The organism is Curtobacterium sp. SORGH_AS_0776, from assembly GCF_031453355.1.
Classification (GTDB): domain Bacteria; phylum Actinomycetota; class Actinomycetes; order Actinomycetales; family Microbacteriaceae; genus Curtobacterium.
This window is the reverse complement of the sequence record NZ_JAVIYU010000001.1, coordinates 1,370,220-1,384,753: the sequence shown is the minus strand read 5'-3', so window position 1 is coordinate 1,384,753 and position 14,534 is coordinate 1,370,220. Positions and strand designations below refer to the sequence as shown.

At 71.6% G+C, this 14,534-nt stretch carries 14 protein-coding genes; 8 read left to right on the top strand and 6 right to left on the bottom strand.

Annotated elements, in window-relative coordinates:
• Position 1 precedes the first annotated feature (1 nt).
• Positions 2–2,488 carry an MDR family MFS transporter gene (locus QE359_RS06975; RefSeq protein ID WP_309778492.1) on the top strand — a complete coding sequence of 829 codons (2,487 nt, stop codon included), beginning with the start codon at positions 2–4 and terminating at the stop codon, positions 2,486–2,488.
• A gap of 8 nt (positions 2,489–2,496) precedes the next feature.
• Here the strand turns inward: QE359_RS06975 and QE359_RS06970 are convergent, their stop codons facing one another.
• The gene (locus QE359_RS06970; RefSeq protein ID WP_396127723.1) at positions 2,497–3,414 is read right to left on the bottom strand and encodes a DNA-methyltransferase; all 918 of its coding nucleotides are present in this window, start codon (positions 3,412–3,414) and stop codon (positions 2,497–2,499) included.
• A gap of 46 nt (positions 3,415–3,460) precedes the next feature.
• Complete coding sequence (locus tag QE359_RS06965; RefSeq protein WP_309778488.1) at positions 3,461–4,846, bottom strand: hypothetical protein; 1,386 nt, start codon at positions 4,844–4,846, stop codon at positions 3,461–3,463.
• 69 nt (positions 4,847–4,915) lie between these two features.
• On the opposite strand from QE359_RS06965, the gene QE359_RS06960 reads away from it, so the two are divergent.
• Positions 4,916–5,203 (top strand): GNAT family N-acetyltransferase, encoded by a 288-nt coding sequence (locus QE359_RS06960; RefSeq protein ID WP_070416961.1) that lies wholly within the window; start codon positions 4,916–4,918, stop codon positions 5,201–5,203.
• Positions 5,204–5,212: 9 nt separating this feature from the next.
• Here the strand turns inward: QE359_RS06960 and QE359_RS06955 are convergent, their stop codons facing one another.
• On the bottom strand, positions 5,213–5,542 hold the full coding sequence (locus QE359_RS06955) for a hypothetical protein (protein ID WP_139199469.1): 330 nt from the start codon (positions 5,540–5,542) through the stop codon (positions 5,213–5,215).
• Positions 5,543–5,761: 219 nt separating this feature from the next.
• On the opposite strand from QE359_RS06955, the gene QE359_RS06950 reads away from it, so the two are divergent.
• Complete coding sequence (locus tag QE359_RS06950) at positions 5,762–7,318, top strand: ATP-binding protein (protein ID WP_309778486.1); 1,557 nt, start codon at positions 5,762–5,764, stop codon at positions 7,316–7,318.
• Here the strand turns inward: QE359_RS06950 and QE359_RS06945 are convergent, their stop codons facing one another.
• Both QE359_RS06945 and QE359_RS06940 read right to left on the bottom strand, forming a co-directional pair.
• Positions 7,319–8,368, bottom strand: a complete 1,050-nt coding sequence (locus QE359_RS06945) for a biotin/lipoate A/B protein ligase family protein (protein ID WP_309778485.1) — start codon at positions 8,366–8,368, stop codon at positions 7,319–7,321.
• A 79-nt stretch (positions 8,369–8,447) separates the two neighbouring features.
• Positions 8,448–9,323, bottom strand: coding sequence for an alpha/beta fold hydrolase (locus QE359_RS06940; RefSeq protein ID WP_071295057.1), 876 nt, complete (start codon positions 9,321–9,323; stop codon positions 8,448–8,450).
• 98 nt (positions 9,324–9,421) lie between these two features.
• Here QE359_RS06940 and QE359_RS06935 point away from each other — a divergent pair, with 98 nt between their 5' ends.
• The 3 genes from QE359_RS06935 (at position 9,422) to QE359_RS06925 (ending at position 11,861) form a co-directional block, all read left to right on the top strand.
• The gene (locus QE359_RS06935; RefSeq protein ID WP_092384522.1) at positions 9,422–10,564 is read left to right on the top strand and encodes an inorganic phosphate transporter; all 1,143 of its coding nucleotides are present in this window, start codon (positions 9,422–9,424) and stop codon (positions 10,562–10,564) included.
• Positions 10,565–10,575: 11 nt separating this feature from the next.
• Positions 10,576–10,845 carry a hypothetical protein gene (locus QE359_RS06930; protein ID WP_071303526.1) on the top strand — a complete coding sequence of 90 codons (270 nt, stop codon included), beginning with the start codon at positions 10,576–10,578 and terminating at the stop codon, positions 10,843–10,845.
• Between the two features lie 62 nt (positions 10,846–10,907).
• Positions 10,908–11,861 (top strand): acetamidase/formamidase family protein, encoded by a 954-nt coding sequence (locus tag QE359_RS06925; protein ID WP_309778479.1) that lies wholly within the window; start codon positions 10,908–10,910, stop codon positions 11,859–11,861.
• Positions 11,862–11,931: 70 nt separating this feature from the next.
• Here QE359_RS06925 and QE359_RS06920 read toward each other — a convergent pair whose 3' ends face one another.
• Complete coding sequence (locus QE359_RS06920) at positions 11,932–12,684, bottom strand: SDR family NAD(P)-dependent oxidoreductase (RefSeq protein ID WP_309778478.1); 753 nt, start codon at positions 12,682–12,684, stop codon at positions 11,932–11,934.
• Positions 12,685–12,778: 94 nt separating this feature from the next.
• Here QE359_RS06920 and QE359_RS06915 point away from each other — a divergent pair, with 94 nt between their 5' ends.
• On the top strand, positions 12,779–13,189 hold the full coding sequence (locus QE359_RS06915) for a MarR family winged helix-turn-helix transcriptional regulator (protein ID WP_070416969.1): 411 nt from the start codon (positions 12,779–12,781) through the stop codon (positions 13,187–13,189).
• Positions 13,190–13,194: 5 nt separating this feature from the next.
• On the top strand, positions 13,195–14,532 hold the full coding sequence (locus tag QE359_RS06910) for an MFS transporter (RefSeq protein WP_396127752.1): 1,338 nt from the start codon (positions 13,195–13,197) through the stop codon (positions 14,530–14,532).
• The last annotated feature ends 2 nt before the right edge of the window (positions 14,533–14,534 follow it).

Genomic DNA, 14,534 nt, shown 5'->3' with positions numbered 1-14,534 from the left:
CATGACCCAGACCGCGACCGCACCCGCGGCACCCACCACCTCGTCCAACGCCGTGATGAACCACCGGCAGATCCTGCTGGTCATCTACGGCCTGATGGCGGGGATGTTCCTCGGCGCCCTCGACCAGACGATCGTCGGTACCGCGATCCGCACGATCGGCGACGACCTGCACGGCCTCGACCAGCAGGCCTGGGTGACGACCGGTTACCTCATCGCGTCGACGATCACGACGCCGATCTACGGCAAGCTGTCCGACATCTTCGGCCGGCGTCCGCTGTTCCTCACCGCGATCGGCATCTTCATCGTCGGATCGTTCGCCGCGTCGTTCTCGACCTCGATGCTCATGCTCGCCGGGTTCCGCGCGCTGCAGGGCCTCGGCGCCGGCGGTCTGATGTCCCTGCCGCTCGCCATCATGGGCGACATGCTCGCCCCGCGCGAGCGCGCCAAGTACCAGGGCTACTTCCTGGCGGTCTTCGGCATCTCGAGCGTCATCGGCCCGCTCGTCGGCGGTGTCTTCGCCGGGGCGGACCAGCTGCTGTTCATCGCCGGGTGGCGCTGGGTGTTCCTGATCAACGTGCCGATCGGCATCATCGCGCTCTTCATGGTGCTGACCTTCCTGCACCTGCCGAAGTTCGGCGACCGCGGCAAGCCCCGGATCGACTGGTGGGGCGCGACGCTCGTCATCGTGACCCTGGTGCCGCTGCTCCTCATCGCCGAGCAGGGCCGCGAGTGGGGCTGGGACTCCCCCGGCGCCTTCGCCTGCTACGCGATCGGTGCGCTCGGGCTCATCGCGTTCATCATCGTCGAACGCGCGATGGGCGACGACGCGATCCTGCCGCTGAAGCTGTTCGGCTCGCGGGTGTTCTCGATGTCCGCGATCCTGTCGGTCCTCGTCGGCTTCGGCATGTTCGGCGCGATGCTCACCATCCCGCTGTACCTGCAGATCGTGAAGGGCGTCACGCCGACCGAGTCCGGGTTCGCGATGCTCCCGATGGTGCTCGGTCTGATGATCTCGTCGATCGCCTCGGGCCAGATCATCTCGCGGACCGGCAACTACCAGGTCTTCCCGATCACCGGCACGGCGTTCACGGCCATCGGGTTCACCGTCCTGACGTTCCTCACCGCCGATCGTCCGCTCTGGTTCCTGATGCTCGGCATGTTCGGCATCGGCCTCGGGCTCGGGCAGCTCATGCAGACCCTGACCCTGGCGGCGCAGAACTCGGTCAGCCCGCGGGACATCGGCGTCGCAACGAGCGCCGCCACGTTCTTCCGCCAGATCGGCGGCACCATGGGCACCGCCGTGCTGCTGTCCGTCCTGTTCACGCTCATGCCGACGAACATCACGACGGCGATGCAGAACGAGGGCGACCTGAAGAGCGCCCTGAACGCCGCACTCACCCCGTCGGTCGCGAACGCGTCGGACAACAAGGGCGTGATGGACCAGATCTGGAACAAGATCGTCGACCCGGTGCAGCAGAACGTCCAGGACGGTCTCGACAAGGGCGCCGCCCAGGCCAAGGAGGCCGCGGACGCCGCCGTCACGAAGCAGGTCACCGCTGCCGTCCAGCAGCAGGTCGCAGCCGGCACGGTCCCCGAGGCCTCGGCGGACACGGTCATCGCCCAGCAGGTCGCCGCCGCGAAGCCCGCCGCCGAGCAGCAGGCACTCGAGACGGCCGCGTCGAAGGCGAACGCCGAGGTCGTGGACGGCACGCTGCAGGTGGACTACTCGAACGCCGACCAGCGCCAGAACGTCGTCGACGAGGTCGCTCCGACGCTCGTCAAGCAGCTCAAGAGTGGTGACTCGAGCGCGAGTTCCTCGACCAGCTCGTCGACGAGCGACACGTCGTTCCTCAACGGCGCGGACAAGCGCCTCACCCGGCCATTCCTCGTCGGGTTCAGCGACTCCGCCGTGGTCGTCTACTACGTCGGCCTCGCCGTGATCCTGCTCGCCTTCGTGCTCACCTGGTTCTTCCGCGTGCCGCCGCTCCGCAAGGTCTCGGCACTGCAGGAGCAGGCGAACACCGAGCGCGCGGACAACGAGCGGGCGACCGCCGACGCGGACCGCCTGACCGTGGACGCCCAGCACGCAGCCGCCCGGACGGGATCGCTGGTCTCGCCGGACACCGGCTCGATGGCGGTCGTCCCGACCTCGCCGGACGTGGTCTCGCAGCCGCGCTCGGCCGGTTCCGCGGTCGGCGTCGGTGTCGGTGTCGGGCAGTCGACGACCCGGTCGGCCGGTTCAGCCGGCGGTGCCTCCACCGTCTCCCTCGACGGCACCCGCGCACCACTGCCCGACGCGACCACGCACGGCGCGCACTCCGCCGCCGCGCCGGTCGACGAGCCGCCCACCACCACGGGCGCGATCCGCACCCGAGCCGCGCACGCCGCGACGGACGCGACCACGGACACCACCGGCGGCGACGCTGCGGAGGCGAGCCGCGCCTCCAGGCCCGACGAGCACGGGCACGGGCGTCACTCAGCCGAGTAACGACGTGGTCAGCCCGCCGATGCGTCCGACGGGCTGACCACGTCGAACGACGCCTCCGGCAGCCGTCGGCGCATCACGTCGACGGCGACCGGGTTGTCGTCCACGAGCACGAACCGCCGGCCGAGCGCGCGGGCCACCGCGCCCGTCGTCCCGCTGCCGGCGAAGAAGTCGAGGACCCAGTCGCCCTCGCGCGACGACGCCTGGACGATGCGGCGCAGCACCCCCTCGGGCTTCTGCGTCGGGTAGCCGGTCTTCTCCTTGCCGGTCGGGGACACGATCGTGTGCCACCACACGTCCGTCGGGAGCTTGCCGCGCTCGCGCTTCTCGGGTGTGACGAGTCCCGGCGCCATGTAGGGCTCACGATCGACCGCCTCGGAGTCGAACCAGTACCGTGACGGGTCCTTCACGTAGACGAGGATCGTGTCGTGCTTCGTCGGCCACCGTGACCGGGACTTCGCACCGAAGTCGTACGCCCAGACGATCTCGTTGAGGAAGGACTCCCGGCCGAACAGGGCGTCGAGCAGGACCTTGGCGTAGTGCGACTCGCGGTAGTCGAGGTGGAGGTAGAGGGTGCCGTCCTCGGCGAGGAGCCGCCACGCCTCGAGCAGCCGCGGTTCGAGGAACGACCAGTAGTCCTCGAACCGGTCGTCGAAGCGCATGAGGTCGCCGCGGACGCGCTCGTAGGAGCTCCCCCGGAAGCCCGTCACCCGCTCACGTCGGCGATCGGCAGCTGCGGCCTCGTCGCCGACCGTCGGCTCGCGGACTGCGGCGCTCGCGTGCCGACGCTGGTAGCGGCCGGTGTTGAACGGCGGGTCGAGGTACACGAGCGTGAACGAGCCGTCCGCCAGGGTCGGCAGGACGTCGAGGTTGTCGCCGAGGACCACCCGGTCCGGTCCTCGATCGTCGCCGCTGTGCACGTGCACCATTCTGGTCCACGCGGCGTCCCGTCCCCGCGGAGCCCGCGGGCCGGGCTCAGCCGCAGGTCACCTGGGAGATCGTCGCGTCGTCGTCCGGCAGCCACGCGCCGCCCGCCCAGACGTCCACCGGTTCGCCCGCGCGCAGTGCCGTCGCCACCACGAGGTCGTGCGGACCGGGCAGCGTCGCGACCTCCTCGTCGACGGAGAACTGCACGGTCGCCGAGTCGCAGGACGCCTCGGGGGTGACCTCCCACCCGGCGCAGCCGTAGTCGACGCAGCCGTCCGGCCACGAGCCGTCGGCGTCCTCGGCGTCGGAGTCGAGCGGGCTCCGGGTCAGCGCCACGGCGTGCTCCGGTGCGGTGGAGCAGGTGACGTCGCGGATGCCGCCCCACTCCTCGGACCCCTGCTCGGTGAGGACGAGCGGTCGCCCCGAGGTCAGCACGACCGTGCGGCTGTCGGTGCGCACGTCGTCACCGCCCTCGGTGGCGGAGAACCCGACCGTGACCCGCGCCGGCCCGTCGCACTCGCTGTCGATCTGCCACGCCCAGCAGCCGTCCGCGAAGTCGATCGCTCCGCAGGTCGCCTGCCACGTCTCGTCGTCGCCGATGAACGACGCGGTGACCGTGCCGTCGTCCGAGGTCCACGGCGCCTGGTCCCCCGCGTCCGGTGCGTCCTGGTCCGGTGCGTCGTCGTCCGGGCCGCTGTCGTCCGGGACGCTTCCGTCGGGTGCGGTGTCCTGGAGTCCGTACGCGAGCGTCTGCCCGTTGCTCTGCAGCGCACGGACGACGGGGTCGACGGCCGTCGTCGCGCCGACGACGAGCAGGAGCGCGGCGGCACCGGCCGTCACGGCGACGACCGTACGGGTGCGGTGGCGCAGCGGCGAACGCTCCGGTGCCGCGTCCGCCGCCACGGCGAACGGCCGCACGGTGGGCATCCCCCACGCCGCCGACTCCCAGGCAGCCACGGCTGCGTCCTGGTCGAGCTCCGGGAACGCCGCCCGTGCCCGCGCCGGGACCTCCGTCCGCCGCCACACCGCCGCATCGTCCCGGATCGAGGCCGCGGTCCGGTCAGCGAGCTCGCCCGCCCGCGCGGAGCACACCACCAGCACCGCGATCCCGGCCACGAGCGGCAGGAGTCCGACCACGGCCAGACCACCGAGCGCCGCGACGACGCTGACCGCGGCGAGCGCGAGGAGCGCCACCACGAGGCCGATCCACTGGGCGACGCGGAGGCGGCGGGCTGCGGCCGGCACGAAGCCCCGGAACGACCGCGGGACCGGGGCCCAGAAGCGCCAGTCCACGGGTGCGGGCGGGATCCCCGGTGCGGGCGACCACCCCGGTGCGGGCTCGGCGGCCTGGTGCAGTTCCACCCACTCGGCGGAGGGTGTCGGCCACCCGGGAGGCGTCCGGAAGCGGAACGGCGGGGTCGTCTCGTGCTGCACGATCAGACCCTAGCCCGGCGTCCAGCGCGCACACAGGCCCTTCTTCGGGAGGGGCGTAGCGTCTGCTCCATGGCGACACCCGAGGTCCGGAACGACACCGACAAGCAGCAGTACTCCCTCGTCGAGGACGGCGAGGTGATCGGCTTCGCGGCGTACGAGGTCGACGGCGACGAGATCCGCTTCGTCCACACCGAGGTGGACCCCGCGCACCGCGGCGGTGGTCACGCCTCGATCCTCGTCGAGCACGCGCTGGACGACGTCCGCTCGGGATCCTCGCGACGGGTCGTCCCGCAGTGCAGCTACGTCGCGGCCTGGATCGAGCGGCACCCGGACTACCAGGAGCTCACGACCCGCTGACGCGGTTCGTCAGTACGACCGGTCGTGCGTCCCGGCCCGCACTGCGTGCCGACCGGCGCTGCGCACCGCCGGCACCTTGATGAGCACGCTCCCGCTGAGCAGGTCGTGGTCGTCGTCCGCCGGCGTCGGTGCCTCCCTCGGGAGGCGCGACTGCCGTTCGTACTCGGCTTGCGTCTCGTGACGGGTCGGCGCGAACACCTCGTCCATCATCGAGACCACACCGCCGGATCCGCCGCTGCGCGTGGCCTTGTTCGACAGGTCGATCCACCCCACGCGATCGGCGATCCACATCACGACGGCCGCGGCGGCCACCGCCCCCAGGAGGATCAACCAGTTCACGCACACGACGCTACGTCGGCGATCGGACGAGGACATCCGCCGCGCGGAGGATTCTCACGATCCACATGGCTCGTTCTTCAGGACGACACCCACACTGGTCCTGCGGCCGCCCGGAACCCCCCTCTCCGGGCGGCCGACCACGTGCGGCCGGAACCCCACAGTGTCCCCGGCCGCCCGGGCGGCCGACCACGTTCCAGCGCTGCGTGCCAGGATGGCGACGTGCTCGACGACGCAGACCGGGACCTCATGCGGGCGTTCGCCCGCTACATCGAGAAGGCGAACGAACTCGCCGCCGCGGAACAGCAGGCGGTGACCACACCGATCGGTGAACGGATCGGCGCCCACCTCGGCGTCGACCCGCAGTCCGTCCCCGTGGTCACCGAGGAGTTCCCCGACCACCGCCTCGTCGACGCCGACATCGCCCTCGAGGAGCTCGCCGGCACCGACCCCGACGCCCTCGTCGGCATCGCGGGCGACGACAGCCGGTTCCACAGCTCCGTCAGCGAGTTCATCGCGAATCCCCACATGCGGTGGGCGCCCGGCCCCGTGAGCTACGCCACACGGGCCACCGGTGCCGACACCACCCGTCGGGTCGTGTCGTTCGGCCTCCGGTTCCTCACCTTCGAGGGCGCTCCGGTCGCGGTCGTCCAGCGGTCGGCCAAGCCGGAGTACGGCCGTGGCCGCGCCAGCCTCGAGATCCTGTCGCCCGACCAGGACGCCGCCACCGCGTTCCTGCTCCGCCTCCGTGCCCTGATGATCGAGCGGAGCGTCCTGCGCGGGCAGGTCCTGTCGTTCGTGCAGTCCGAGTACGGGTCCGATGCCGGGGCGACGTTCCTCCGTCGGCCCGAGGTCGACGCCGACGACGTCGTCCTCGGCGCGGGCGTACTCGACGAGGTGGTCGACCACGTCGTGGGGATCGGCGAGCAGCGTGCGGCGCTCCTCGCGGCCGGACAGCACCTCAAGCGCGGTGTGCTCCTCTACGGCCCTCCCGGGACGGGCAAGACGCTCACGATCCGGCACCTCCTCACCCGGACGACCGGGGTCACCGCGATCCTGCTCACCGGCTCGAGCATCGCGGCGATCGGTGCCGCGGCCGAGATCGCCAGGACGTTCCAGCCGTCACTCGTCGTGATGGAGGACATCGACCTCGTCGCGATGGAACGCCACAGCTCCCCGCAGCCGCTGCTGTTCGAGGTGCTCGACGCCCTCGACGGGCTCGACGGCGACGCGGACGTCGCCTTCGTGATGACCACGAACCGGGTGTCCGTGCTCGAACGCGCCCTCGCGGACCGTCCTGGCCGGGTCGACCTCGCCGTGAAGATCCCGCTCCCCGCCCTGCCCGAGCGCGTCCGGCTCTTCCGTCGGTACGCCGGCTCGCTGCCCTTCTCCGAGGCCGCCCTCGCCGAGGCGGCCGAGCGTGCCGAGGGCACGACGGGCTCCTTCGCCAAGGAGCTCATGCGGCGGAGCGTCCTCGGTGCGGCCCTGCGCGGTGCCGAGCCCGCGGACGTCGACCTGCGTGCAGCGCTCGACTCGCTCCTCACCGAGCGGAGCGCCCTGACCCGGAAGCTGCTCGGCACCCGCTCCGCCGACGACACCGGCGAGCCCGACGACGACGAGGAGGACGACGACGCAGCTGCAGGCGAGTGGGTGGCCTTCGCCCCGCTCGCGCGAACCACGTTCAGCCCGGACGGCGTGGGTCGGACGATCGCGACCGGCATCCAGTACGACGACGGAGCAGGAGACGACCACGACGACGACCTGTCCGCGGAGCGCTGATCAGGGGACGCGCTCGAGCCACTCCCGCGTCGCGAACTTCGACACCACGAGCTCCTGCGCCCGCCGCCGCTCGTCCGCGGTCACGTGCCCCTCGTGCGCCCCGTACAGCTTCGTGAAGGTCGCGATGAGCCGGTCGATGATCTCCGCACGGGTGAGCCCGGTCTGCGAGCGCAGCGGATCGACGCGCTTCGCAGCCGAGGTCGTCCCCTTGTCGCTCATCTTCTCGCGACCGATGCGGAGCACCTGCACCATCTTCTCGCCGTCCATGTCGTAGCTCATGGTGGCGTGGTGCAGCAGCGATCCGGTGCCGAGCCGCTTCTGTGCCGCCCCGCCGATCTTGCCCTTGGTCGACGAGATGTCGTTGAGCGGCTGGTAGTAGGCCTCGATGCCGAGGGACTTCAGCGCCTCGATCACCCACTCGTCGAGGTACGCGTACGAGTCGGCGAAGGTCATGCCCTGCACGAGGTCGGTCGGCACGTACAGCGAGTACGAGATGATCGCGCCGGCGTCCATGAACATCGCGCCGCCGCCGGAGATCCGACGGACGACCTCGACGCCGTACTTCGCGGCGCCCTCGGGGTCGACCTCGTTCTTGAGGGACTGGAACGACCCGATGACGACGGCCGGCTGGTCCCACTCCCAGATGCGGAGGGTCGGGCCGCGGCGACCGGCCCCGACCTCTTCCGTGAGGACCTGGTCGAGCGCGAGGTGCTCGTTCGGGCTGATCGGCCCCTCGTGGATGATCTCCCAGTCGTACTCACGCCAGGTCGACGCGCGCGAGAGGGCACGGCGGACGGCGACCCCGACGGACTCGGGCGTGAAGCCGAGCAGGACGGCGTCCTCCGGCAGGGCGGCACGGACGGCGGCGGCGATGCCCGCGGCGTCGGTCGTTGCCGGCAGCCCGTCCACGGCGGCGTCGATGAGCGGCAGCGCGTCGTCCGGTTCGAGGAAGAAGTCCCCGGCGAGCCGGAACTGGTCGATCACCCCGTCGACGACCTCGAGGTCGACGACGACCAGCTTGCCTCCCGGGACCTTGTACTCACCGTGCACACCACGAGCCTACGCCGCGTCGGACGGGAGGCGCGGGGCGGCGCCGCCCCGCGCCTCCTGGCCGTCAGCCGGTACCGTTTCAGGACGTGCGCGCGACCGCCCGGTCCAGCCACGCGACCAGGTCCGCGACGACCTCGTCACGGTTGGTCTCGTTGTAGACCTCGTGCCGCGCCCCCTCGTACACCCGCACGGTGACGTCGGAGAGGCCCCCGCGCCGCCGGTACGCCTGCGCGAGGCGCTCGACCGACCGCGGGCCGCCGAGCGAGTCCTCGGAGCCGACCTGCAGCAGCATCGGCAGGTCGTGCGCGATGCCCCGACGCGGGACCCCGAGCAGCCGGAGGGCGTCCCGCAGCCCGAAGAGGCCGATGACGTCTGCCTCGACCGCGAGCGGGTCGGCCGCGACGGCCTCGATGACCGCCCGGTCCCGGGTGAGCCACTCGAACTTCGTCGGCCCCGAGCCCGCGTGCCGGGCGTTCAGGTCACCGCTGTTCATCCACCCCGGCAACCGGTACGCGCTCGCGGAGAGGACCACTCCGTCGTAGGAGCCGGATGACGTGTTCACGATCCGCTGGGCCATGAGCGAGCCCCACGAGTGGCCGAGCAGCACGAGCGGGACGCCGGGGGTGTCCTCGCGCGCGACGGCGCTCATCTGCTCGACGGCCGCGATCGCGGCCCGCAGACCCCCGGGGCCGAGCCGTCCGAGCTTCGCGTGGTCGCCGTCCCACTGCGCGAGGCCGGTCCGACCGTGCCCGCGGTGGTCGTTCGCGTGCACGGTCCAGCCCGCGCGGACGAGGTCCTGCGCGAGCGGCTCGTACCGGAGTCCGTGCTCGCCGACCCCGTGCGCGATCTGCACGATGCCCTTCGGACGCGCCGCACGCCAGGTCGAGTAGACGATCTCGACGCCGTGCGCGTCGGTGAACGAGGCGTCGCCTCGCGCTGCGGAGAAGGTGGGCACGTGAGCATCCTCGCAGACGGGTCGGACGCAGCCAGGTGGCCGCCGGTGTTCACCCGGCGTTCACGCAGCGGGTTCGGAGCAGGCCTAGCGTCTCGCGCATGGACGTCCTCGTCACCGTCGTGCTGGTGATCGTGGTGGCCCTCGTGTTCGACTTCACGAACGGCTTCCACGACACCGCGAACGCCATGGCCACCTCGGTCGCCACGGGTGCCCTCAAGCCCCGCACCGCCGTGCTCATCTCCGCCGTCCTCAACGTGGTCGGCGCGTTCCTGTCCACCGAGGTCGCGAAGACCGTCTCGCAGGGCATCATCCGCGAGGGGCAGGACGGCATCCACATCTCGCCGACCATGATCTTCGCGGGACTCGTCGGCGCCGTCCTCTGGAACCTCGCCACCTGGTACTTCGGCCTCCCGTCGTCCTCGACGCACGCGCTGTTCGGCGGGCTCATCGGCGCGTCGATCATCGGCGCGGGCCTGAACTCGGTCGACTGGGCGACGGTCGTCTCGAAGGTCGTCCTGCCGGCCCTGCTCTCCCCCGTCATCGCGGGCGTCATCGCCCTCGTCGCGACGTACATCGCGTACACGCTGACGAAGAACGCGACCACCCACGGTGCGGCGACGGGCTTCCGGCACGGCCAGACGATCTCGGCGTCGCTCGTGTCGCTCGCCCACGGGACGAACGACGCACAGAAGACGATGGGCGTCATCACGCTCACCCTCATCGCCGCGAACTACCAGTCCGCCGGCACCGGACCGGCGCTCTGGGTGATCCTGGCGTGCGGCCTCGCGATCGGCCTCGGCACCTACATGGGCGGCTGGCGGATCATGCAGACCGTCGGCAAGAAGATCTCCGACGTGCAGTCCCCGCAGGGCTTCGCGGCGGAGACCAGCTCGGCGGCGACGATCCTCGTGTCCTCGCACCTCGGCTTCGCGCTCTCGACCACCCACGTCACGAGCGGCTCGGTGATCGGCTCCGGCCTCGGCAAGAAGCTCGCCGACGTGCACTGGTCGGTCGTCGGTCGCATCGTCGTCGCGTGGGTGATCACGCTGCCCGCGGCCGCGGTCGTCGGCGCCCTCGCCACCTGGGTCGCCTCGACGTCGACCATCGGGCTCGTCCTGGTCGCGGTGCTCGCCCTGGCCGCAGGCCTCACGTTCTACGCCCTCGCCAAGCGACGCCCGGTCTCGCACGAGGACATCACCGCGGACGAGGCCGAGCGCGAGCCCGTCGCGGCCCGGAACTGAAGGGGACGACGATGGACATCGACTTCACCAGCATCGGCACCGTCGCGGGGGTCGGCTTCGTGGCCGCGGTCGGCGTGGTGCTCCTCTACACGCTCGGGCTGCGGCTGCTCGGCACCGGCCAACCGGTCGACGCCGGGGGCGAGCACACCCAGTACGCGCAGGAGACCCCGAGGTCCGGCCACACGCCCCCGCTCGCGCTGGCGGGTGCCGGGCTGTGCTTCGCGGTCTGCATCGCTGCCGTGCTCTTCGGCATCTGGATGACGATCCCGCAGTTCCACTGACGAGCCCCCCCCCCCCCCCCCCCCCCCCCCCCCCGACCGCGCTCGCCTGGGATGATCGGGCGGTGACCGCCACCGCGCACCACCACATCGACACCACGGTCGACTCGGCCGTCGACGTCCTCACCGCCGAGCGCAGCCCCGTGCTGGCCGTCGCTCCCGGCGACACCGTGACCGTCCGCACGCTGAGCGCTGCGGGCTACACGGAACGGCAGCCGGGCCCGGGGCTCGAGGCGCCGACCCGCATCGATCCGCGCCGCGGCCACTGCCTGGTCGGTCCGATCGCCGTCCGCGGCGCGCGGCCGGGCGCGGTCCTCGCCGTCCGCTTCGACGAACTCGTCCCCGACGACTGGGGGTACACCGGCTCCGGCGGGGTCGACACCCCGGTCAACCGTGCGCTCGGGCTGACCGATGCCGCGTCACGCGGTCCGTTGCTCTGGGACATCGACCGGGCGTCGGGCACCGCGGCGAACCAACTCGGGCTGGAAGTGCGCACCGCCCCGTTCCTCGGGGTCGTCGGGCTCCCGCCGGAGGCCACAGGAGAGCACTCCACGATCCCGCCGCGCGAGGTCGGCGGCGGGAACATCGACTGCCGGGAACTCGTCGCCGGTTCGACCCTCTTCCTGCCGGTCACCGTGCCCGAGGCCCTGCTCTTCGTCGGGGACGGGCACGCGGCGCAGGGGGACGGCGAGGTCTCCGGGACGGCGATCGAGTGCGGCATGACGACGACGATGACGCTGTCGCTGCTCGACCGGGCGCCGGTGGCGGGTGTGCACGCCGACACCCCCGCCGGCCGGATCACGTTCGGCTTCGACGCGGACCTCAACGCCGCGACCACGACCGCCCTCGACAGGATGGTCGACTGGATCGTGGGGCTGCACGGGATCGGTCGCGGCGAGGCGCTCGCCATGGCGAGCGTCGTCGTGAGCATGCGGGTGACGCAGGTCGCGAACCGCACGTGGGGCGTGCATGCCCTCCTCCCGCACGACGCGATCGTGTCGTCGGACGCACCGCGCTGACGGACGGGAGGCGCGGTGTGCGTGAGCGGACCCGCTCACGCGCGCCGCGCCTCCCGTCCGACCACCGGGGTCAGTGGGCGCTGTAGCCGCCGTCGACCAGGTGGTAGCTGCCGCTGATGAAGGACGCCTTGTCGCTGAGCAGGAACAGCACCAGGGCCGCGACCTCGGCATCGGTGCCGAGTCGCTGCGCCGCGTGCTCGGCCTCGAGCGCGGTGAGCGCCTCGGGCGAGAGCGATGCGCGCACGAGCGGCGTGTCGATGAAGCCCGGTCCGACCGCGTTCGTCCGGACGCCCTGCGCCGTGTACTCGAGGGCGGCGACCTTCGTCAGGCCGACCAGCGCGTGCTTCGACGCCACGTAGGCGGCGTTCTGCGCGATGCCGACCGAGCCGAGCACCGACGACATGTTCACGATCGCGCCACCGCCGGCGGCGACCATCGCGGGGATCTCGTAGCGGAGGCCGTAGAACACCCCGTCGAGGTCCACCGCACGCACGCGCTCCCACGCGGTGACGTCGTACTCGCCGATGGGCTGCGGTGCGGCGCCGATGCCGGCGTTGTTCACGGCGAGGTGCAGGGCACCGTAGGTGTCCACGGCGAACTGCACCATGCGCTCGTTGTCGGCGGCGACGGCCGAGTTGGCCTCGAACGCACTCGCCGTCCCGCCGGCTTCCTCGATCGACGTCACGACCCGCTGTGCGGCGTCGAGTTTGATGTCGGTGACGACGACCGTCGCGCCCGCAGCGGCGAGCTCCTTCGCGACGGCCTCGCCGATGCCGCTGCCGCCACCGGTGACGATGGCGACCTTGCCCTCGAACTCGGACATGATTCCTTCTCTCTGGACAACACCTGTTGTTCAACAGCACGATACACCCGAAAACCAGTTCGTTCGCTGAACTAATTTGCTAGGCTAACGACCTGTGACCGACGCCACCGACCTCCGCATCGCGGTGAACCGCCTCTCCCGCACGCTCCGCGCGCAGAAGGCCGACACCACCGTCAGCGATGCCCAGTTCTCCGCGCTCGCCCGACTGCACCGCGACGGCCCGATGACCCTCGCCGAACTCAGCCGGCAGGACGGCGTCACCCCACCGTCGATGACGAAGACGATCGCCGTCCTCGTCGAGCGCGGCCTCGTCTCGAAGGGCGACCACGGCGACGACCGCCGCAAGGTCCTGCTCGGGGCGACCGGCGCCGGTGCCGCGTTCGTCGAGGAGACCCGTCGTCGTCGGGACGGCTGGCTCACCCCGCGGCTCGCCGAGCTCACCGACGCAGAACGGCGGACCCTCGCGGACGCCACCGAGATCATGAGGAGGCTGGCCCAGCAGTGACCGCCATGTTCCGCTCCCTGTCCGGCCGCAACTACCGCATCTGGTTCGCCGGTGCCCTGGTGTCCAACGTCGGCACCTGGATGCAGCGCACCGCCCAGGACTGGATCGTCCTGACGAAGCTGTCCGACAACGACGCCATCGCGGTCGGCATCACGATGGCCCTGCAGTTCGGTCCGCAGCTCCTCCTCCTGCCCCTGACCGGGCTCGCCGCCGACCGGTTCGACCGGCGCAAGATGCTCATGCTGACGCAGGGGTTGATGGGCGCCCTCGGCCTGGGGCTCGGCATCATGGTGCTGACCGACACCGCCACGATCTGGTCGCTCTACGGGTTCGCCCTCGCGCTCGGCATCGTCGCCGCGTTCGACACCCCGATCCGCCAGGCCTTCGTCTCCGACGTCGTGCAGGGCGAGAACGTCGCCAACGCCGTGGCGCTCAACTCGGCCTCCTTCAACGCCGCCCGGCTGATCGGCCCCGCGGTCGCCGGCGTGCTCATCGCGGCGATCGGCTCCGGGTGGGTGTTCGTCATCAACGCCGCCTCGTTCCTGGCCGTGCTCGTCGCGCTCCGCTTCGTCGATCCGGCGCAGCTCGCCGAACGGATCCGGCCGAAGCGCGGCAAGGGGCAGATCCTCGCGGGCTTCCAGTACGTGCGGACCCGACCGGACATCATCGTCGTGCTCTGCATGATCTTCGTCGTCGGGACGTTCGGCGTGAACTTCCCGATCTTCACCTCGACCATGGCCCGCGTCGAGTTCCACAAGGGGGCGGGCGAGTTCGGCCTGCTCAACTCGGTCATGGCGATCGGCTCGGTCGCCGGCGCCCTGCTCTCCGCACGCCGCGACCGCCCGCGGATGCGCACGCTCGTGATCGCCTCCGCCGGGTTCGGCCTGGCCTGCGTCGCGGCCGCCGTCGCCCCGACGTACTGGTCGTTCGCGATCGTCCTGGTGTTCGTCGGGCTCGCGTCGCTGACGTTCATGACGACCGCGAACGCCCTCGTCCAGACCACAACGAAGCCCGCGATGCGCGGACGGGTGATGGCCCTCTACATGGCGATCTTCGCGGGCGGCACCCCCATCGGCGCCCCGATCGTCGGCGCCGTCGCCGACGCGTGGGGTCCGCGCTGGGCCATCGCCGTCGGCGCGGCATCGGGGTTCGTGGCCCTGGCGATCGCGCTCGTGTGGCTCATCCGGTACGAGCGCTTCCGGGTGCGGTACGACGCGGACACCCGGCTGCACCTGGCGATCACGCACGCGGTGCCGGTCGTGGGGACCCGCGCGTCGCGCGCGGCGCTGCGGCAGGACCTGGAGCGGGACGAGGCGGTCGCGGACCGGTCCAGCGCGGTCTGACG

Excerpts from the sequence above, each read along its gene's own strand:
- QE359_RS06975 (WP_309778492.1), top strand. The coding sequence starts at position 2 with ATGACCCAGACCGCGACCGCACCCGCGGCACCCACCACCTCGTCCAAC.
- QE359_RS06970 (WP_396127723.1), bottom strand. The coding sequence starts at position 3,414 with ATGGTGCACGTGCACAGCGGCGACGATCGAGGACCGGACCGGGTGGTC.
- QE359_RS06960 (WP_070416961.1), top strand. The coding sequence starts at position 4,916 with ATGGCGACACCCGAGGTCCGGAACGACACCGACAAGCAGCAGTACTCC.
- QE359_RS06935 (WP_092384522.1), top strand. The coding sequence starts at position 9,422 with ATGGACGTCCTCGTCACCGTCGTGCTGGTGATCGTGGTGGCCCTCGTG.
- QE359_RS06930 (WP_071303526.1), top strand. The coding sequence starts at position 10,576 with ATGGACATCGACTTCACCAGCATCGGCACCGTCGCGGGGGTCGGCTTC.
- QE359_RS06920 (WP_309778478.1), bottom strand. The coding sequence starts at position 12,684 with ATGTCCGAGTTCGAGGGCAAGGTCGCCATCGTCACCGGTGGCGGCAGC.
- QE359_RS06910 (WP_396127752.1), top strand. The coding sequence starts at position 13,195 with ATGTTCCGCTCCCTGTCCGGCCGCAACTACCGCATCTGGTTCGCCGGT.